17 protein-coding genes and 2 tRNA genes are annotated in these 20,483 nt (G+C 58.5%); 9 read left to right on the top strand and 10 right to left on the bottom strand.

Translation table 11 applies throughout. From position 1 onward, the window contains the following. Positions 1–8 precede the first annotated feature (8 nt). The 3 genes from B3X29_RS07795 to B3X29_RS07785 form a co-directional block, all read right to left on the bottom strand. Entirely contained in the window at positions 9–773 is a 765-nt protein-coding gene (locus B3X29_RS07795) for an SDR family NAD(P)-dependent oxidoreductase (RefSeq protein ID WP_159339054.1), read from the bottom strand. Positions 774–776: 3 nt separating this feature from the next. Beyond that, positions 777–2,099 carry a histidinol dehydrogenase gene (gene hisD, locus B3X29_RS07790; protein ID WP_201304713.1) on the bottom strand — a complete coding sequence of 441 codons (1,323 nt, stop codon included), beginning with the start codon at positions 2,097–2,099 and terminating at the stop codon, positions 777–779. Between the two features lie 73 nt (positions 2,100–2,172). Further along, complete coding sequence (locus B3X29_RS07785; RefSeq protein ID WP_159339053.1) at positions 2,173–3,411, bottom strand: MFS transporter; 1,239 nt, start codon at positions 3,409–3,411, stop codon at positions 2,173–2,175. Positions 3,412–3,741: 330 nt separating this feature from the next. On the opposite strand from B3X29_RS07785, the gene B3X29_RS07780 reads away from it, so the two are divergent. From B3X29_RS07780 to B3X29_RS07760, 5 genes are all read left to right on the top strand, one after another. After that, positions 3,742–4,812: a LacI family DNA-binding transcriptional regulator gene (locus tag B3X29_RS07780; protein ID WP_159339052.1), complete on the top strand. Its 1,071-nt coding sequence runs from the start codon at positions 3,742–3,744 to the stop codon at positions 4,810–4,812. Further along, complete coding sequence (locus B3X29_RS07775) at positions 4,809–5,780, top strand: nuclear transport factor 2 family protein (RefSeq protein WP_159339051.1); 972 nt, start codon at positions 4,809–4,811, stop codon at positions 5,778–5,780. The genes B3X29_RS07780 and B3X29_RS07775 overlap by 4 nt, the downstream gene beginning before the upstream one ends. Before the next feature lie 130 nt (positions 5,781–5,910). After that, positions 5,911–7,050, top strand: coding sequence for an ester cyclase (locus B3X29_RS07770; protein WP_103823897.1), 1,140 nt, complete (start codon positions 5,911–5,913; stop codon positions 7,048–7,050). Next, positions 7,050–8,360 carry a histidinol dehydrogenase gene (hisD, locus tag B3X29_RS07765; protein WP_159339050.1) on the top strand — a complete coding sequence of 437 codons (1,311 nt, stop codon included), beginning with the start codon at positions 7,050–7,052 and terminating at the stop codon, positions 8,358–8,360. The genes B3X29_RS07770 and hisD (B3X29_RS07765) overlap by 1 nt, the downstream gene beginning before the upstream one ends. 58 nt (positions 8,361–8,418) lie before the next feature. Then, on the top strand, positions 8,419–9,732 hold the full coding sequence (locus B3X29_RS07760) for an amidase family protein (protein ID WP_159339049.1): 1,314 nt from the start codon (positions 8,419–8,421) through the stop codon (positions 9,730–9,732). Here the strand turns inward: B3X29_RS07760 and B3X29_RS07755 are convergent. The 4 genes from B3X29_RS07755 to mdtK all read right to left on the bottom strand — a co-directional run bounded on the left by B3X29_RS07755 (position 9,719) and on the right by mdtK (position 13,159). After that, positions 9,719–11,329, bottom strand: coding sequence for an FAD-NAD(P)-binding protein (locus B3X29_RS07755; protein ID WP_159339048.1), 1,611 nt, complete (start codon positions 11,327–11,329; stop codon positions 9,719–9,721). The genes B3X29_RS07760 and B3X29_RS07755 overlap by 14 nt on opposite strands. A 147-nt stretch (positions 11,330–11,476) precedes the next feature. Then, positions 11,477–11,553, bottom strand: a tRNA-Val gene (locus B3X29_RS07750). Between the two features lie 4 nt (positions 11,554–11,557). Beyond that, positions 11,558–11,634: transfer RNA gene (locus B3X29_RS07745), tRNA-Val, on the bottom strand. A gap of 151 nt (positions 11,635–11,785) precedes the next feature. Continuing rightward, positions 11,786–13,159: an MdtK family multidrug efflux MATE transporter gene (gene mdtK, locus B3X29_RS07740; RefSeq protein WP_159339047.1), complete on the bottom strand. Its 1,374-nt coding sequence runs from the start codon at positions 13,157–13,159 to the stop codon at positions 11,786–11,788. A gap of 222 nt (positions 13,160–13,381) precedes the next feature. Between mdtK and B3X29_RS07735 the strand changes: the two genes are divergently transcribed. Next, positions 13,382–14,026 (top strand): riboflavin synthase subunit alpha, encoded by a 645-nt coding sequence (locus B3X29_RS07735; protein WP_103179352.1) that lies wholly within the window; start codon positions 13,382–13,384, stop codon positions 14,024–14,026. Positions 14,027–14,057: 31 nt separating this feature from the next. Here the strand turns inward: B3X29_RS07735 and cfa are convergent, their stop codons facing one another. Further along, complete coding sequence (gene cfa, locus B3X29_RS07730; RefSeq protein WP_103179353.1) at positions 14,058–15,206, bottom strand: cyclopropane fatty acyl phospholipid synthase; 1,149 nt, start codon at positions 15,204–15,206, stop codon at positions 14,058–14,060. A 280-nt stretch (positions 15,207–15,486) separates the two neighbouring features. After that, positions 15,487–16,683, bottom strand: a complete 1,197-nt coding sequence (gene punC / locus B3X29_RS07725; RefSeq protein ID WP_159339045.1) for a purine nucleoside transporter PunC — start codon at positions 16,681–16,683, stop codon at positions 15,487–15,489. A 115-nt stretch (positions 16,684–16,798) separates the two neighbouring features. Here punC and punR point away from each other — a divergent pair, with 115 nt between their 5' ends. Then, complete coding sequence (punR, locus tag B3X29_RS07720) at positions 16,799–17,722, top strand: DNA-binding transcriptional activator PunR (protein ID WP_103179355.1); 924 nt, start codon at positions 16,799–16,801, stop codon at positions 17,720–17,722. Positions 17,723–17,727: 5 nt separating this feature from the next. Here the strand turns inward: punR and purR are convergent, their stop codons facing one another. After that, positions 17,728–18,753: an HTH-type transcriptional repressor PurR gene (gene purR / locus B3X29_RS07715; RefSeq protein ID WP_103179356.1), complete on the bottom strand. Its 1,026-nt coding sequence runs from the start codon at positions 18,751–18,753 to the stop codon at positions 17,728–17,730. Positions 18,754–19,049: 296 nt separating this feature from the next. On the opposite strand from purR, the gene B3X29_RS07710 reads away from it, so the two are divergent. Both B3X29_RS07710 and B3X29_RS07705 read left to right on the top strand, forming a co-directional pair. Further along, positions 19,050–19,139 (top strand): YnhF family membrane protein, encoded by a 90-nt coding sequence (locus B3X29_RS07710; RefSeq protein WP_103179357.1) that lies wholly within the window; start codon positions 19,050–19,052, stop codon positions 19,137–19,139. Positions 19,140–19,303: 164 nt separating this feature from the next. Next, the gene (locus B3X29_RS07705; RefSeq protein WP_103179358.1) at positions 19,304–20,470 is read left to right on the top strand and encodes an MFS transporter; all 1,167 of its coding nucleotides are present in this window, start codon (positions 19,304–19,306) and stop codon (positions 20,468–20,470) included. Positions 20,471–20,483 lie beyond the last annotated feature (13 nt).

Genomic DNA, 20,483 nt, shown 5'->3' with positions numbered 1-20,483 from the left:
CTTACTCCTCAGGTTGCGGTCCAGCCGCCGTCGACCATCAGTGCGCTGCCGGTGATCATCGCTGCGGCGCCGGAGGCCAGGAACACCACCGGACCCATCACATCTTCGACGGTACCGGTGCGTCCGAGCTTGATATTCTCCAGCACGTAGTGGCGAAAGGCCGGGTCGGCCAGCGACGATGCGGTCAGCGCCGTCTCAATAAAGGTCGGGCAGAGGGTATTAACCCGGATCCCTGCCTCACCAAGCTCCAGCGCCATGGCTTTGGTTAACCCTTCCAGCGCAAATTTCGACGCACAGTAGACGCTGCGCTTAGGGCCGCCGACGTGCCCCATCTGGGAGGAGATGTGGATGATCGAGCCTGCTATTCGCTCCTCACGCATCCGGGCGGCGATCCGCTGGCTGACAAAAAAGGTCGCCCGCAGGTTGATCGCCATCACCGCATCAAAGTTCGCCTCGCTGACCGTCAGAAACGGTTCGTGGCGAGCCAGCCCGGCGCTGTTGACCAGAATGTCGAAGGCGGGCAGGGCTTTGGTGACGGCCTTCACCTGGGCGACATCGGTGATATCCAGCGCCACCGGACGCAGCAGCATTCCGCGTTCGGCGGCGAGGGTGGCAGCCGCATCCAGCGTCTGGCGATCCCTGGCGGCAATCCACACCTCTGCGCCACTCTGCGCCAGAGCGACAGCGCAGGCGAAACCCAGCCCGCGGGAGCCGCCCGTCACCAGGGCCCGCTTTCCCTGCAGGCCGAAGGAGGGCATCTCAGGAAACGCCATGACTTACACCTTCTCTCTGATCGGCGCCGGGGTGGCGTAAGGCACCTCCACCTGGCCGTAGCGGCGGACGCGGATATTGGCCTGCTCAGCATGTCCGGCGAAGCCTTCCAGCAGCGAGAGGCGCGAGCAGTAGCTGCCGATCTCGGCGGTGGCTTCATCGCTGAGGACTTTCTGCCAGGTGCAGGTTTTCATGAATTTCCCCACCCACAGGCCGCCGGTGTAACGCGCCGCTTTTTGCGTGGGCAGCGTGTGGTTGGTGCCGATCACCTTATCGCCATAGGCAACGTTGGTGCGCGGGCCGAGGAACAGGGCGCCGAAGTTAGTCATATTGGCCAGGAACCAGTCGTCCCGGGCGGTCATGACCTGAACATGCTCAGAGGCGATGCGGTCGGCTTCCGCGAGCATCTCTTCGTAGCTGTCGCAGACGATGATCTCCCCATAATCGCGCCACGCCTGGCGGGCGATATCAGCGGTGGGCAGTTTTTCCAGCAGACGATCGATCTCGCGCAACGTCTCTTTGGCAAGGGCCATCGAGTTGGTCAGCAGAATGGCAGGCGTGGTCACACCATGCTCGGCCTGTCCCAGCAGGTCGGTAGCACACATTTCGGCGTCAACGGTGTCGTCGGCAATGACCAGCGTCTCCGTCGGACCGGCAAAGAGGTCAATCCCGACCCGGCCAAAGAGCTGGCGTTTGGCCTCCGCCACAAAAGCGTTACCAGGCCCGACCAGCATATCGACCGGCGAGAGCGAATCGGTGCCCAGCGCCATCGCACCGATGGCCTGAATCCCTCCCAGCGCATAAATTTCCGTGGCACCGGCCATTTTTTGCGCCGCGACGATTGCGGGAGCCGGTTCGCCGCCGAACGGCGGCGCGCAGCTCACGATGCGGGAGCAGCCCGCCACGTTGGCGGTGATAATCGACATATGCGCTGAGGCCAGCAGGGGATATTTCCCGCCCGGGACATAACACCCTACCGCATTGATGGGAATGTTTTTATGCCCGAGAATCACCCCCGGACGGGTTTCAATTTCCAGATCCCGCAGACATTCTTTTTGAGCGCGGGCGAAATTAAAGACCTGCTCCTGCGCAAATTCGATATCGTGAATATCCTGGCGGCTCAATTTATTGATACAGGCATTAATTTCCGCGTCGCTCAGGCGATAATCATGACGGTCATAGCGATCAAACTTAATAGATAATTCGCGGATGGCTTTATTACCGCGTTTTTCAATATCCGCCAGAATAAGCTCTACCGTTTCCCTTATTTGACGCTGCGCATCCTGACGTTCCTGAACCGGTTTACTGGTTTTAAGCATATAAGCCACAATCTCTTCCTCGCATAATTAAGATGACAACTATCCTCCCGGCGGGCCGGGATAAATGTTTGGGTGATAAATATTACTGGTCGCGCGCGGGCGCGAGTGGGGCGTTAAGGGATAATTCCGCAGACGGCGGCGTTTTACGGCTATTCACCCAGCGCACGGAGAGCGGGGTGGCAATGGCCGCGATAACCGACAGGGCAGCAATAAAGAGATAGCCGGACGACAGATTAATGTGCTGCATCATCACGCCCATGATCACCGGCCCGGCAAACATGCCGCAGGAGTAGATGGTCTGGAACAGACCCATGCGCGTGGACTGCTCATCGGAGGTGGTGTTAACCACGCTCAGGGACATAAAGGCCGCGAACGCCATCCCGAAGGAGAAGCCCGCCAGCGCCTGTAACAGATAGATGACATACATATTGCTGGTGAAGGGGATGCCTAAGGTCGACACCACCTGCAGGACAATGCCCAGCACCGCCGTCTTCATCAGCCCAAGGCGCTGATAAAAGAGGCTGCTGCACAGGGCGATGGCGAGGGCGTAGAAGATCAGATGGATGTTACTCAGCAGGGTTAAGATCCCGGCACGCCCGCCTAACTGCTCGGCATAGATCGGCGTCAGCGTATCGCGGGTAGCAAAAGGCACCAGGATGACGAGGGTCGCCAGAATACCAATCAGCCACACCGAACGATCGGCCAGTTGCAGGCGGGCACCGGCGATACAGGCTTTCAGCGTCGGGGCTTTGATCGGATCGTGTACATCCTGGATGCGGGTGGTGAGAAACAGCGCCACCAGCGCCGAGACGCAGGAGACGAAAAATGCGATGTTGTTCTCAAAATAGTGAATCAACAGGCCCCCGATGCAGTTGCCGAGAAACACCCCCAGCGGTCCCGCCAGCGCCAGAAAGGCCACCGCAGCAGGGGCATCTTTGCGGTCGAAATAGCGAATAAACAAAATGTTGTAGAGCACCCAGGTGGCAGCGGTGACGCCGTCAGCCGCCTTCGCCAGATAGAGGGTGAGGGCGTTAGGCTCTAGCCACGCCAGTGGCCAGGCGATAATCGGCAGGACCAGCGCCCCCTGGATAAAGATTTTTCGACTCTTCACCACATCGGAAACAATCCCCAGTGGAAAGCGGATCAGCAGCGTGGCGAGGCCGCTGGCCCCCATGATGATCCCCATCACCTGCGGCTCCATCCCCTGGTTGATCATCATCGGGGCCAGGAACGCATCAATGCTGTGAATACAGATAAAAAACAACACGCTGATGATAAAAAAGAGCCGGGCTTCGGGGCGGCGTAACAGTGCTCGAAACATGGTTGTGAACCTCTTAAAACGTAATGGGTTAAAACCAGTCAAGTACAACGTTTACCGGCTCAATCCCTTTGGATACTGACCAGGCTGCCCGGTACAATTGACGGTGTGAATATTGCTCTGCATACGTATTCAAAAATTGAAGTTACGAAAAGGTTTCAAATTTGTAAAGGTCGTTTATCACCATTGTGAAAAAAATAATTTAGGCTGTTGCATACGCATGCAAACATGGTGTAAGTATAAAAAGTACCCGCTTCCTGCGGCGCGGTGACAGGGAATAGCCCTGCCACAAGCGCCGATGAGGGGAGTAACAGGGATAAGGAACTCACGGTAATGAAACGTAAGACTTTTACAGCGGTGACCTCTCAACAGGTGGCGCAGCTGGCGGGAGTATCACAATCGGCGGTGTCCCGCACCTTCACGCCGGGGGCGAGCATCTCACCGGCAACGCGTGAGAAGGTGCTCAAGGCGGCGCGTGAGCTGGGCTATCGACCTAACGCCATCGCCCGCTCGCTTAACACGGCCCGCTCACGGATCATCGGCGTGGTGATCTCCTATTTTGATAACCAGTTTTATCCCCAGGTGCTTGAGGCGCTGGCGCAAAAGCTGGACACCCTTAACTATCACCTGCTGCTGTTTGTCGGCGATCGCGACGGGAATGTTGACCGGATTTTCGACCAGATCATGCAGTATCGGGTAGACGGCATCGTGCTGGCTTCGGTCACCCTGTCGCTTGACCTCTCCCAGGAGTGCCTTGCCGCCGGGATCCCGGTGGTGCTGTTTAACCGCAGCGAAGAGAGCGGAATGGCGTCGAGCGTCAACAGCAATAACGAGGCGGCATCCCGCCAGATTGCCGAATTTTTACTGGCGGCAGGACATAAACGCTTTGCCTACGTAGGTGGGGTGGCGGACTCGTCCGTCAACATCGCCCGTCACCGCGGGTATTTGCAGGCTTTGCAGGAGCAGGGCATTGACGATGTCCGGGTGGTGAACGGCAATTACGATGCCCAGGAGACGGCCCGTGCGGCCTATGCGCTCTTCTCCGCATCCCCCGCGCCGGACGCCATTTTTGTCGCCAATGACCATATGGCGGTGATCGTCATGGACGTGGCGCGCTACGAGTTTGGCCTGCGCATCCCGGAAGATGTCTCGATTGTGGGATATGACGACATCGGCCCCTCCGGCTGGGCTTCCTATGCATTAACCTCCGCGTCACAGCCCGTCGAGGCGATGGTCAGCGCCACGGTGGAGCTACTGATGAAGCAGATCGACAGCGGTACGATCGAGCCTGAACAAATTACCGTGCCGGGCAAACTGGTGGTACGCCACTCCGCACGCCGACCGCATGCGGGGGCTATCGACGCCGAGGGTTATTACATGTTCCAGACGCAGGAGGACAAATGAGCAGATTGCCGGGCTTCAGCCCTCAGTTCGATTCCATCCAACAGTTTATTCTCACCCTGACGCATGTGGTCTGGGAACAAAAGGATATCGGTCAGCTTGCCGACTTCTACGCTACGCCGGTGGTCTTTATCACCCCGGAAAAACAGCTGACCGATCTGCCGCAGTTTATGCGCCTGACCCTGGAGGCGATGCACAGCTTTCCCCAGCGCACCGTGCTGACCGAGGACATTCTGGCGACCGAGAATCCCGGTAATGAGTACTACGCCGCCCAGCGTACCATCGCCTGCATTCGCCATATGGGCGAAGGCTTCTTCGGCGCACCCAGCGGCAAAACCCTCTGGGTGCGCACCTGGGCCGACCGTATCTGTGCCGACGGCGCGGTGCGCCAGGAGTGGCTTTTGCAGGACAGAGCGGCGATTGTTGCTCAGCTCGGACTTAACGTGCAGGAATTTGCGCGCAATCTGGCGGGCATGCAGGAGCAGCTGGGTATTCCCCGGGCGACCGCCGAAACGCTGGACGCCCGCTGGGCGGGTGGCCCGGAGGGGGATGATGTCGAAGGGCCGATTGCCGGGGTAGTGGAGCGCTATCTTATCATGTGGGCGGGCGGGAACAGCGGCACCGTGCCGGGTCTGTATCATCCTGCCGCCACGCTCTATGCGCCGGGCCACTGCAGCGGCACGGGAGAGCAGGAGATTGCCGCGCTACTGTCGGGATACCGCGCCTCCTTTGCCGACAGCGAAGTGCAGCTGCACCACCTTATCGTACGCCGGGACCCTGGCGAGCCGGTGCGCATTTCGCTGCGCTGGTCGCTCCTGACCTGGCACGACGGATATGGCAAGTTTGGCGTGCCGACCCGTAAACCGGTATCGATCACCGGTATCAGTCAGCTTGAATTACGCGATGGTTTAATTATTCGCGAATATCTTGGTATTGATGAATTAGCTATCTGGTCGCAAATCGTGAATTAACCGGAGGTCCGCCTCCGATATATTTCTTACCTGAACGATTTTAAATCCGCCGCAATAAATATTGCGGCTCCATTCTCCATCCATTCCGGGTGCGGGATCGTATTGTCTGAAAACAGAAGCAGGGGTTTATATGTCTTCAACTGAAGCAACAAATAAAGCACCAGCCGTACCTGAAAAAAATAATAAGCTCACCCGTGATGAACCGGTATTACAGGTTGAGCGTCGCGACTTTATTGATTTAGTGCCGGAGAAACGTCCGCGGGCGCAATCATTACGTGGGTTCGATGAGTGTTATACCGATATTGTCGATTATATTGTCCGTTGCACCCATAAAATATGGGATGAACGCGACGTGGGGTTAATTTACACCCACTATACGCACAACTGCGTCTTATATAACGCGCTGGGTACTCTCTATACCCGCGAGCAGGTGGTGCAGGATACGCTGCAACGCCTGGTGGCTTTTCCGGAGCGCCGCGGCATGGCGACCCAGGTGATCTGGAACGGTAACGACGTGGACGGTTTCTACACCTCGCACCTGGTGACCGGCAGCGGGCGCCATACCCAGTTCAGCCACCTCGGCAAACCGACTAACCGAACGTTCGTCACCCGCACCGTGGCCGACTGCATGATCCACGAGAACAAGATCTATCGCGAGTGGGTGGTGAGCGACAACATGTCGCTGATGAAGCAGCTGGGACTGAACACCGATGAAATCGCCTTTAACATGGCGAAAGAGCAGTTCGACAAGGGCTTTCGCGTTACCGACATCGGTGAAAACGGCCGCATGCTGGGGCAGTATCCGCCGGAGATGGTCTGTGATGTCTCCATCGCCCATACCGACACCGAAGAGCAGTGCCTGCGCTGGATGCACGAAATCTATAACCGCCGGATGCTCGGCAAGATCAAAGAGGTCTACGCGCCGAACGTTCAGTGGCACGGCCCGCTGATGAAAGAGCTGTACGGCACGGCATCGGTGACGCACCAGACTTTGGCCCTGATCGGCATGATCCCTGACGGCGCCTGGCTGCCGCAGCACATCTGCTCCAACCCGTGCGACGAAGGCGGCACGAAAGTAGCGATACGCTGGATCATCGAGGGCCATCACCTGGGCTACGGCGAGCTGGGTAAACCGACCGGTAAACGTCTGTTCGTGATGGGGATGTCTCACTACCACATTATCAACGGCAAAATTGTCGACGAGTGGGTGCTTTACGATCACCTGGCGCTGCTGGCACAAATCAAACTGGGTCAAATGGAGGAAGCATAATGTCTGTACAGTCAATTGTTGACCAGGTGAGCTGGATCAAACGTCCCCAGGGGCAGGATGCGCAGGCCGACAAATCGTTAACCGACACGGTCGGTGGCATTATTGCGCGGGTAAAGGACGAGGGCGACGCGGCCCTGAGAGATTTCTCGCGGCAGTTTGATAAGGTGGTGCCCGCGCAGTTTGAAGTCACGGCCGGGGAGATTGAGACCGCGCTGCGCGAGATGGACCCACAGACCCGCCGCGACAGCGAGTTTGCCATCGCCCAGGTCAGGCGCTTTGCCGAGGCCCAGCTTGCCACCATGCAGCCGCTGGAGGTGGAAACTCTGCCTGGCGTGCATCTGGGGCACCGCATTATTCCGGTTCAGACGGTGGGGTGTTATGTGCCGGGGGGCCGCTATCCGATCCTCTCCGCGCCAGTGATGTCCATCGTGCCCGCCACGGTTGCCGGGTGCGAGCAGATTATCGCCTGTCTGCCGCCCGCGGCGCACCCGTCGATGATTGCGGTCTGTCACCTGGCCGGGGCGCACCGGATCTTTAAAATTGGCGGTGCTCAGGCGGTGGCGGCCATGGCCTGGGGAACGGAGAGCGTACCGGCGGTGGATAAAATTGTCGGACCGGGCAACGCCTTTGTGAACGAGGCCAAGCGCCAGGTGTTTGGCAAAGTGGGGATTGACGCTCTGGCGGGGCCGAGCGAGATCTTCACCGTTGCCGACGACAGCGCCGATGCGCGCATTATTGCCGCCGATCTGCTGGCGCAGGCCGAGCATGATGTTCACACCCGCGTCGGGCTGGCGACCACCAGCCGGGCGATCGCCGAGGGGGTGCTGTCAGAAATTGAGCGCCAGCTGATGACGCTGCCTACCGCCGCGACCGCGGGCGAAGCCTGGCGTCGTCAGGGTGAAATCGTGGTCTGCGACAGCGAAGAGCAGTTGATCGCCTTTGCGGATCATATGGCGACCGAGCATCTGCAGGTCCATACCCGCGACCCGCACAGCACGGCAGCGAAAATCCGCAATTACGGCTCGCTGTTTATCGGCCAGAACGCCAGCGTGGTCTTCTCGGACAAATGTTGCGGCACCAACCACACCCTGCCAACCATGGCGGCGGCACGATACACCGGCGGGCTGTGGGTGGGAGCTTACGTTAAAATCTGTACCCATCAGTGGATCGACGAGCAGGGCATCGCGGCGATTGCGGAACCGGCCATTCGCCAGAGCCGTACCGAGGGGATGCAGGGGCACCGTCGCGCCGCGGAGATCCGTCTGCATCCGGAAGCGCTGGATGCCATCACCTCCGGACTGCGGGACTGATTGCAACGGGAGACCGGCGCGCTGCGCTGGCCTCCGGCATGACTGTGAAGAGGACGATATGCAAAAGAGTCGGTTGATTCCTCCCCGGGATGCCCCCGAAGAGATAGCCCGGCGGCTGGCGATCATTGCCGGGCAGCCGCAGCTGAACGCAATCCTCGGCATCAACCCGGAGGCGCAGGCCCAGGCGCACCTCTGCCAGTCGCAGCGGCGTCGCGGCCAGACGTTGGGGCCGCTGCACGGCGTGCCGCTGGTGGTCAAAGATAATATCGCCTGCGCCGGACTGCCGGTAACGGCAGGGTGTCAGGCCCTGGCCGCGCTTCGGTCCACAGGGGATGCGCTGGTGGTGCGCCGTCTGCGGGCTGCCGGGGCGATTATTCTGGCCCGGGCCAATATGTCCGAGTTTGCTTTCGACGTCCGCTCCCGCAGCTCGCTTGGCGGCGATGTGCATCACCCGCTGTTTTTGGGCATTACGGCAGGCGGCTCCAGCGGCGGCAGCGCGGCGGCGGTGGCGGCAGGAATGGCGGAGGGGGCGCTGGGTACTGATACCGGCGGCTCGATCCGCATCCCGTGCAGCTATACCGGGCTGGTGGGGTTAAGACCGCGGGTGCGCAGGGGGCAGATGGAGGGCATCGCGCCGCTCTCCCTCAGTAAAGACACGGTGGGGCCGATGGTACATAGCGTGCAGGATGCGGCCCTGCTGCACTGGATTATCCACGGCCAGACGCCACGGACCCTTGAATCCGTTTCGCTGAAAGGGGTGCGTTTTGGGGTGATCCGCACCCTGGAAGGGAGCGATTCGCACCAGGGAGAGGTATGGCATGCCGCCCTCGCGCAGCTTGCGCGTCACGGCGCAACGCTTACGGAGATCGATCTGCCGATACTGCACGACGTGGAGAGAGCAATCTGCCTGAGCCTGTTCGAATTTCGCGTGGGGTTCGATGCCTGGTTAAAGCAGCATCCGGGGGCGCCGACGGATCTGCATACCATTGTGGCATCCGGGCAATTTTTGCCGGAGTTTTTACCGCTCCTGACCCAGATGCTCGCCTGCGATACACTGAAAACCCCGGCGTGGCGCGCCGGAAGAGAGTTGCGGCGTCGGTTGCGCCACACCCTTGGTCAGGTAGCAGAGCAGGCGGGGATCGACGCGTACCTTTACCCAACGGTGTGCCGTATACCCGACAGCCTGGAGAAGATGCCGCCCGGATGTGCACCTGAGCTGGCGGCCATCAGCGGTTTCGCCGCTATCACGCTTCCTTGCGGCAGAACGCGCAGCGGCTTTCCTGTGGGGCTGGAAATTCTCTCTCCCGCAGCCGATGAATCGCCGCTGCTGGCGTTGGCCGCCGCCTGCGAAACCGCCTTTACTCCGCCATAAGCGGCAACCGCCTGCGTACGCGGGAGGCGGGCTGAACGGCGGCTTTCGCCATCGCTTCGCCGATCTCCGCGCAGGCCACCAGACCCTGGACAAAGGGGCGATCGTGCATCAGATAGGGCAGGGCGCCGAAGGCGATGCGCCCGCGCAGGTACTCCGGTGCCAGCAGGGTGTAATCGTCGCCGACGTCGGGGATATCTTCTCCCGCAGAGACAAGCTGTTCGCGCAGGGACGGAAACGGCAGGTCTTTGCTTTTCAGCGCTTTCTGCCCGCGGGCGTCGATAAAGGTATCAAAGATCCAGCGTTTACCCTCGGCGTGAATGACCGTCCGGTTCCCTTCTGCGGTCAGTTCATACTCGTTGCCCAGCGCCTCGATGCTGATGATACCCGCCTCGCGCAGGGCCAGCAGTCGGCGCACCGACCGTGAAGGGATCGCCGCATAATTGTCGATAAACACCCGCGCCAGCCCCGTTTTAAAGCGTTCTCTGTCGGTCTCATCCAGGTAGGGCACAATCTTTTCTACGGCCTCATGCAGCCGCAACACGGTGTAGCGCCACGGCAACGTGTGGTGGTCCCGCTTGTTGCGCTCCACTTCATCCAGGTTAGAGACCGCCCAGCGGAACGGGCCATGCTTCTGGCGATCGGCAAACCAGGCGTCGCGGATGCTGTCGGCGGTGAGGGTGTCCAGGGCGATCGCCTTGCTCCACTGCGGGTCAGCCTGCGTCAGCTCTTCAATCATCAGCATAAATACCCGGTCGAGCAGGCCGGTGGTGCCCTGCTGGATCGCCGCCTCGATGGCCGTTTCCGTGACCACGGTTAACGGCTCGTAAGGGATAGGACAGTAGAAATCGGCTTCGGGCAGGATGCCAGAGCGGGACATCAGCACAATCTTCAGCGCCTCGCTCTTCTCATCGAGCCGGTAGTGGATCTGCTCGTCATCGGTCTCAATGAATTTGCCATGCTGTACGGCGACGGCCATTGCCGCGTCCAGCCCGCTCAGGGAGGTACCTAAAATGCCCACCTTGCCCGCGCCGATGCTGGCCTCCATCAGCCCGGACCAGGGGCTCGGGAAGAAGTCGCGTGAAGAGGTATCTTCGTCCGGCCAGACGTGGCCGGTGGCGATCACCGCCAGATCGAACTGGTCAGGAGTGAGTTTGCCGTCGGTCCAGATGCTCACCCCCTCGGCGCTGGCCAGCAGATCGCTCACCTGGCAGGACTCCTGGACAGTGATCTCGAAGCCCTGTTTTCGTGCCTGCGCGATGAGCGTCTGGAACTGGTCACGGAAATACTGGCCCAGCAGAATACGCGGCAGGAACTGTCGGTCGTGCAGGGTAGATTTCTGCACGCCGTAGCGCGCAAGATGCGCCTCACTCTGGGTGCGCAGCCACGCGAGGTAGGTGGAGAAAAGGGGCGGGATCTCAATGCTGGCGATATTGGCCAGCATCATGCGCGAGTTATCTTCATCGCTATAGGGCATCCCGACGCCGGCCTCTTCAGCCTGTTCATAAACGGTGACGGAAAGCGGTGTATTCAGTTTCAGAAGAGAAAAGAGGGTATAGATCCCTGTGGGACCTGCTCCGACAATGGCAATTTTTTTCATTGTGTTTACCTGCTGTTTTTTACCGAATCCATGGGAAAAATGCTATGCAGGTTAAGTGTGGTAGAAAACGGGTGATGAGCAACTCAGAAACGAAGCGAAAGTGATAAATCAGAGAAGAAGAGGGATTGCACCATTTCAGAACTGAAATGGTGCGTCCGAGTGGACTCGAACCACCGACCCCCACCATGTCAAGGTGGTGCTCTAACCAACTGAGCTACGGACGCAGAATGGTGCGTTCAATTGGACTCGAACCAACGACCCCCACCATGTCAAGGTGGTGCTCTAACCAACTGAGCTATGAACGCATTGTTGTGTGTGACAACGGGGACGGATATTAGCGGCAGTGGTCGCATGAGGCAAGAGGCAAACCGCAATTTTCTTTCAGATTTCACGCGATTGCTCTATTCCCGCGCAAAATGAAGAGAAAGTAGCCGCCCGCAGGCGGCTGGCGGGTGATTAACGCGCAGCGCGTTGCAAAATCACGCTGGATGGCTGGCGCTGTAAAAAACGCATGCGCAGCATCATCATAACGGCGGCGGAGGTCAGACCGATGATAAAGCCCATCCAGAAACCGGCCGGGCCCATACGATCCACCACCAGATCGGTGAGCGCCAGAATATAGCCGCTTGGCAGACCCAGCACCCAGTAGGCGATAAAGGTGATAAAGAAGATCGAACGCGTATCTTTATAACCTCGAAGCACGCCGCTGCCGATCACCTGGATTGAATCGGAGAGCTGGTACACGGCCGCGAGCAGCATCAGATGTGAGGCCAGCAGCACCACTTCCGGGTTGTCGTTATAGAGCAGGGCGATCTGCTCGCGCAGCGTGACGGTGAACAGCGCTGTGCAGACGGCCATGCACATGCCTACGCCAATGCCGGTCCGGGCTGCGATTTTCGCATCCAGCGTGGAGCCCTGTCCGAGGCGATAACCGACGCGAATGGTTACCGCGGCAGCAAGCGACAGCGGCAGGACGAACATCAGCGAGCTGAAGTTAAGGGCGATCTGGTGCCCGGCCACATCCACAATCCCCAGCGGGGAGACGAGCAGGGCGACCACCGCGAACAGCGTCACTTCGAAGAAGAGCGCCAGCGCGATAGGCAGGCCCAGCTGCACCAGCCGTTTGACCACCTCCATGTCCGGCTGGCTGAAACCCGCTTTGCTACGGATATCACGCATGGAGCGGGCACGCTTCACATAGGAGAGCATGCCGAAGAACATCACCCAGTAGACTACCGCCGTGGCAACGCCGCAGCCGATGCCGCCCAGTTCAGGCATGCCGAAATGACCGTAAATAAAGATGTAGTTCACCGGGATATTGACCAGCAGGCCGATAAAGCCCAGCACCATGCCCGGTTTGGTCTTCGCCAGACCTTCACACTGATTACGCATCACCTGGAAGAATAAATAACCCGGCGTCCCCCAGAGAAGGGCGCGTAAATAGCCGACGGCTTTATCCGCCAGGGCCGGGTCAATATTGCGCATGGCGTGAATAATATAGCCCGCGTTCCACAGCACCAGCATGATCAACACCGAGACCAGACCGGCCAGCCAGAAGCCCTGACGGATCTGATGGGCGATACGATCCCGCCGCCCGGAGCCGTTAAGCTGAGCAATCACTGGCGTCAAGGCCAGCAGGAGGCCGTGGCCGAAGAGAATAGCCGGTAGCCAGATAGAGGTCCCGATGGCTACCGCGGCCATATCGGTGGCGCTGTAGCCACCCGCCATAACTGTATCGACGAACCCCATTGAGGTCTGGGCGATTTGCGCGAGTATCACCGGGATTGCCAGAGCTAATAACTGACGCGCTTCAATCATGTACTTCTGCACGTGAACACCTTTGGTATTGTTGTTATTTGAATGCAAAAAAAGCCGCTGCGAAAAACAGCAAGAAGAAGATGCGGGGAAGTCCAGCTATTGTAGCGGGGATAAGCTAATTATCTAGTGAAAAAATCGCCAGAAAAGGTGGGTACTGGCAACCTCTATTTTCAACTGTTATTGTGGTGGGATTAAACGGTGTTAACACCGAAGGAACAAACAGGAGTCGTAAGCATGTTTACTGGTATTGTGCAGGGCACCGCGAAACTGGTGGCCATTGATGAAAAACCCAATTTCCGTACCCACGTCGTCGCCCTGCCGGACGAGATGCTCGATGGGCTGGAGACTGGGGCATCGGTTGCACACAACGGTTGTTGCCTGACGGTGACCGAAATTAACGGTAATCTCATCAGCTTCGATTTAATGAAAGAGACGCTGCGCATTACCAATTTGGGCGACCTGGTTGAGGGCGATATTGTTAACGTGGAGCGCGCCGCGAAATTCAGCGACGAAATTGGCGGGCATTTAATGTCAGGCCATATTATGACTACCGCGGAAATTGCCAAAATCCTCACCTCAGAAAATAACCGTCAAATCTGGTTCAAGGTGCAGGATCCTTCATTGATGAAGTACATCCTCTATAAAGGCTTTATTGGCGTGGATGGCATTAGTCTGACCGTTGGTGAAGTGACACCTACCCGATTCAGTGTCCACCTGATCCCGGAGACGCTGCAGCGCACGACTCTCGGCAGCAAAAAGCTGGGGCACAGAGTGAATATCGAAATCGACCCGCAAACCCAGGCGGTGGTCGATACCGTGGAGCGCGTACTGGCGGCGAAAGAGGCCGCCGCTATCCAGCAGACGCTCAACGACGCATGATAAAAAAGACCCCGGCAAGCCGGGGTCTTTTTTAGCGGGGCACCCGCAGGCCGTGCTCCACGCCGCGGCTGAATACCACCTGCCACAGTTGAATATCACGGGCGCGAAACGCACCGGCGCAGGCGTTCAGATAGTAGCTGAACATCCGTTTAAATCGTTCAGAATAGTTGTCGGCGATCTCCGGCCAGCTGGCAAGGAAGCGCGCATGCCAGGCCATCAGGGTAGTATCGTAATCAGCGCCAAAATTATGCCAGTCCTCCATTACAAAATGGGCTTCGCTGGCATTCGCAATCTGGCGAACTGAGGGCAAACAGCCATTCGGAAAGATGTACTTGTCTATCCAGGGATCAACGTTATGGTCGGTTTTTCGTGAGCCAATGGTATGCAGCAGGAACAGGCCATCCGGCTTCAGGTTACGATCCACCACGTTGAAATAGGTGTTGTAGTTTTTTGGCCCCACATGCTCGAACATCCCTACCGAGACAATGCGATCGAACTGATCGTGCAGATCGCGGTAGTCCTGTAACAGGATGGTGACATCCAGCCCGGCGCAGCGCGCCTGCGCCATGCGTTGCTGCTCCGCTGATATGGTCACACCGACCACGCTGACGCCATAGTGCTGCGCCATAAACTCCGCCAGCCCGCCCCAGCCGCAACCGATATCCAGTACCCGCATACCGGGCTGCAGTTGCAGTTTTTCGCAGATGAGGCGCAGTTTATCCTGCTGGGCCTGCTCAAGGGTGGTGGCCTCTTTCCAGTAACCGCAGGAGTACTGCATAGCCGGGTCGAGCATACGGCTGAACAGGTCATTGCCAAGATCGTAGTGCTCTTTGCCGACAATCCAGGCGCGCTTTTTACTTTGCAGGTTGAACAGGCGGGCAGTAGCGATGCGCAGGGTATCCTTCAGGTGGCTGGGCAGCTGTGTTTCCAGACCCGCTCGCAGAACCTTATGGAAAAAGATGTCCAGCCGTTCGCACTCCCACCAGCCGTCCATATAGCTCTCGCCGAGACCCAGTGAGCCCTGCTTCAGGACGCGTTTAAAAAAATCGGGGTGTTTAACTTGTAGATCGGAGGATGCCGGGCCGTTGATGGTGATACCCGCGCGGCTCAGCAATTCATTGACTATCCGGAACCAGTCATCATTCCGGATGCTGACTTCTTCTATACACGATGAACTCATAGCTTCTCCATCACCTGATGTGATCAGAACCCATAAACAGCGTAGACGCTCTTCATGGAGAGTGAGAAATTTCACGGTGCAACCCGTGAGGCTAATATCCGACGTAGAACAGAGGAAGGGAGAGGACCCTTGCCGAAAGGCCATCCATGGTAAAACGGGAGCAATCCGGCTCCCGTTAACACTTAATAATTTTAGTATTTATCAGAAAGCTTTAGCCAGTATAGGACTGATATCCTGGTGATTCAACAGGATATTGTTAGCACGCTAATTATTTATCCTGTCAGGCGTGGGAAGACTCTGCCTGCGGGCTCTCATCCTGCTGGCCCACAGGGAGATACTGCATCCGATAGCCAAGCGCGGCCAGCACGACGGTCGCCACCATCACGCTGGTGGTGGTCAGCAACGGGGTGGCAATCAGCCAGGAGACCAGCAGGCTCGCGAGGAAACAGAGTCCCAGCTGCAGGGTGTTCTGCAGTGCCGCCGCGCTGCCGGTTGCCTGCGGGAAGGGACGCAGCGCCTGCGCTACCACGATAGGGTAGATGGCGCCGTTCGCCACTGCCATCAGGCAGAAGGGGGCCAGCAACGCCGCCAGGCTGACGCCCGGAATAAACCCGATCGCCCAGGTACCGATCACGCTGACGGCAAACAGGCCCAGCAGCCACGGCAGCATCTGGTGACCCGGCCATTTTTGCAGGGCGGCGCGGCAGCCGTAACCCCCAATCAGGAAGGCGATAGTCTGCGGCACATAGCTCAGTCCGATCGCCGCCGGGCTGTAGCCCATATCGCTGAGGATAAACGGCGAGCCGGTCAGCCAGGCGAAGAAGCTGGCGGAACAGGCGGCGTAGATCAGTACGTTACCGCGGTAGATCCGGGAGCGAAGCAGGGTGAAGAAGGTCACGCGGGAGGTTGGCTGCGCCTCTTTTACCGTCACTGGCTTCAGGAAAAAGGCCGGGATCATCAGCACCAGGGTAATGGCAAACAGCACCGCAAAAATGGCCTGCCAGCTGAAATGGGCGAGGATCCAGCTGCCGAGCAGCGGTGCCAGCGCTGGCGACAAGCCAACCAGCGGCATGATGGTGGCGAAAATGCGGTTGGTTCGCGATGCCGGGTAGTAATCGGTCACCAGCGCCTGCCAGGTCACCGCCGCGGCGCAGACCCCCACCGCCTGGATAAAGCGCAGCACCAGCAGCCAGGTGGCGTCGCGTACCCACAGCATACCGAGGCAGCCGAATGCAAAGATGGCTAAGCCGGCCAGCAGTACCGGCTTGCGTCCGAAGCGGTCAGACATCGGTCCCCAGAGCAGCTGCGCGAAGGCAAAACCGGCCAGGAAGAGGCTCAGGCTGGCGCTGATGGCGGCAGCCGGGGTTTGCAGATCCGCCTGCATGATGGCGAACGCAGGCAGGTACATATCGGTGGCGAGGAAGCCCAGCACGCTCAGGCCGCCGAGCCAGACTAAAAATCCTTTCCCGGGTTGCATGGTTTTATTGTCCTTATGGATGCAGGTTTAGGTAGCCGCTGAGTGTAGGCAGTGCAATCCCGCTTGTGAAACGCTAATATTTGGCGGTTGCATTCAAATTTTTTGCAGGCAGAAAATGTGGTCAGAATATTCCCTTGAAGTGGTGGATGCCGTGGCGCGTAACGGCAGTTTCAGCGGCGCGGCACAGGAGCTACATCGTGTCCCGTCAGCCATCAGCTATACGGTGCGTCAGCTTGAGGAGTGGCTGGCGGTGCCGCTATTTGAACGGCGACACCGTGATGTGGAGCTGACGCCTGCCGGGCTGTGGTTTCTGAAGGAGGGGCGTTCTGTTATCAAAAAAATGCAGATCACCCGCGAACAGTGTCAGCAGATTGCCAACGGCTGGCGCGGGCATATCTCCATTGCGGTGGATAACATCGTTCGTCCCGAGCGCACCCGCCAGATGATCGTCGATTTTTATCGCCACTTCGCTGACGTTGAGCTGCGTGTCTCCCAGGAGGTCTTTAACGGTGTCTGGGATGCGCTGGCGGATGGCAGGGTGGAGATGGCGATCGGCGCGACCCAGGCGATACCGGTGGGGGGGCGCTACGCGTTTCGCGATATGGGGATGCTGAGCTGGGTCTGCGTGGTGGCGAGCCACCATCCGCTGGCCGCGCTTCCCGGCCCGCTCAGCGATGATACCCTGCGCAACTGGCCGTCGCTGGTGCGGGAAGATACCTCCCGCTCGCTGCCGAAACGGATCACCTGGCTGCTGGATAACCAGCGGCGGATCGTCACCCCGGACTGGGAATCCTCTGCGACCTGCCTGTCGGCCGGGCTGTGCGTGGGGATGGTGCCGGTCCATTTTGCCCGGCCCTGGATAGACAGTGGCAAATGGGTGGAGCTGACGCTGGAAAACCCCTTCCCGGATGCGGCCTGCTGCCTCACCTGGCAACAAAACGACATGTCACCGGCGCTGGCGTGGCTGCTGGATTATCTGGGGGACAGTGAAACGATGAACAGGGAGTGGTTGCGGGAGCCAGAGGTACTGGCTCCCTGAGCGGATCAACGGCGGTAGTCGCGGAACGGGCCATCGGCGACGGAGCGGCGTTCGATCAAACGCGGATGCACTTCAATGGACTGCGACTCTTCACGTTTATTGACGATACGGTCGAGCAGCATGTTAAAGGCGGTCTCGCCCAGCGAATCTTTTGGCTGGTGGATGGTGGTCAGCGCCGGGGTGAAGAAACGGGCGTTGCGCACGTTATCATACCCGATCAGCGAAACGTCCTGCGGAACGCGCAGGCCCATCTCGTCAGCGGCACACAGGGCACCCATCGCCATAACATCGCCGCCGCAGAAAATAGCGGTCGGACGCGGCGTCTGGGAGAGGATCTGCTGCATGGCGCGATAGCCGGACTCCGGTTCAAAGTCGCCCTGGACGATCCAGTTTTCCGGCACCGTGATTAAGGCTTCTTCCATCGCTTTCATAAAACCGGCCAGACGACCGGCACCGGTGTTGCGCTCCAGCGCGCCCGGGATGACGCCGATATCGCGATGCCCGCGTTCGATCAGATAACGTCCGGCCATGTAGCCACCTTCAAAGGCGTTATCAATGACCGAGTCGGTGAAGTCCGCTTTCGCTTCGCCCCAGTCCATCACCACCATCGGGATATTGCGATACTCTTCCAGCATCTTCAGCAGCGGCTCCGGGTATTCCGAGCACATTACCAGCAGGCCGTCGACGCGCTTTTGCGCCATCATCGACAGATAGGCCCGCTGCTTCTCCAGGCTGTTCCAGGCGTTGCCGAGGATCAGGGTGTAACCTTTCTGGAAGCAGTTTTTCTCTACCGCTTCAATAATTTCTGCGAAGTAGGGGGCTTCGCTGCTGGTCGCCAGCAGGCCGATCGATTTGGTGTGGTTCACCTTCAGACTACGGGCGACGGCGCTCGGAGAATAGTGCAGCTCTTTGATCGCTGCCCAGACGTTGTTACGCGTCTCTTCCGCCACAAAGCGGGTTTTGTTAATAACATGTGATACGGTTGTAGTGGAAACGTTTGCGCGTTTCGCTACGTCTTTAATTGTTGCCATCAGATGTCACTCCAGACCATATCTTAAGCTCCTGAAAAACCAATAGGTAAACGTTTGCCTTCACTCGCCCTAATTGCGCAATTTGAATTGCGGTACGCCGGGAAAACGACACAGGACGTCAGGAGGGGGTCAATGGCCGGTACGCTAATAAATTTAGCGTGGAATTTTGGCTGATCTTGACCAAAAGGGGAAGAGTAAAAATCGATATCAATCTAAATCCAGCAAGATTTTTACCCTGAACTGTGCAAAAATGAGCAAGCTCACTCTTCGTAGGGTGATTAAAAGGAGAAAAATTGATGAGTACCGATCTTAAGTTTTCGCTGATTACCACCGTTATTGTTCTGGGTCTGATCGTTGCCAGCGGTCTGACGGCTGCGCTGCACTGATATTTGCGAGGGAGCTAACGCTCCCTCGTCTCCCTTCTGCTATTGTTACGCGTCCGGCAAAAATCTTTTGCCAAATTGTTAACTTCTCATTTTTTGTGATTGATGTCATGCTTTCGCCTTCATTGTTCTGTGTCGCCTGACGACACGGTATCCGGAGTTGAAGTATGAAAATCAATTTTCCGCTGCTGGCCCTGGCCATTGGCGCATTTGGCATCGGCACCACCGAGTTTTCTCCAATGGGACTGCTACCGGTTATCGCCCGGGGTGTGGATGTCTCTATTCCCGCTGCGGGCATGTTAATCAGCGCCTACGCTATCGGCGTAATGGTAGGGGCACCGCTGATGACCTTGCTGCTTTCCCATCGCGGCCGTCGTAATGCGCTGATTTTCCTGATGGCGATCTTTACCGTCGGTAACGTGCTGTCGGCGCTCTCCCCGGATTACACCACCCTGATGCTGTCGCGTATTTTGACCAGCCTCAATCACGGCGCCTTCTTTGGCCTCGGGTCGGTGGTCGCCGCAAGCGTAGTGCCGAAGCATAAACAGGCCAGCGCCGTAGCAACCATGTTTATGGGGCTGACCATCGCCAATATTGGCGGCGTACCCGCCGCAACGTGGATGGGCGAAGCCATCGGCTGGCGGATGTCCTTCCTGGCGACGGCGCTTTTGGGCGTGGTCTCGATGGTCGCGCTCTTCTTCTCCCTCCCTGCGGGTGGCGCGGGCGAAAAGCCGGATGTGCGTAAAGAACTGGCGGTGCTGATGCGCCCGCAGGTGCTTTCCGCCTTACTGACCACGGTTCTCGGTGCCGGGGCAATGTTCACCCTCTACACCTACATTGCGCCCGTTCTGCATGACATTAACCAGGCGACGCCAGCTTTTGTTACCGCGATGCTGGTGCTGATTGGCGTCGGTTTCTCCCTCGGCAACTTCCTGGGCGGCAAGCTGGCGGACCGCTCCGTAAGCGGCACCCTGAAAGGCTTTCTACTGCTGCTGATCGCGATTATGGTGGCGATCCCGTGGCTGGCACGTAATGAAGTGGGGGCGGCGTTCGCGATGGTGGTATGGGGGATGGCGACCTTTGCGGTGGTACCGCCGCTGCAAATGCGCGTGATGCGGGTGGCAAGCGATGCGCCAGGGTTATCCTCTTCCGTCAATATCGGGGCGTTTAACCTGGGGAATGCGCTGGGTGCGGCGGCGGGTGGTGCGGTGATCTCCGGCGGGCTGGGGTACAGCTTTGTTCCGGTGATGGGGGCCATCATTGCCGCGCTGGGGCTTCTGCTGGTGCTAATGGCCGACAGAAAACAACCTGAACCGGTTTGTGCCGCCGAATAAGACCAAAACGCAG

Source organism: Leclercia sp. UBA5076, assembly GCF_002416465.1.
Lineage (GTDB): Bacteria > Pseudomonadota > Gammaproteobacteria > Enterobacterales > Enterobacteriaceae > Enterobacter.
The sequence above is the reverse complement of the archived record's forward strand: the minus strand, read 5'-3'. Positions and strand labels throughout refer to the sequence as shown.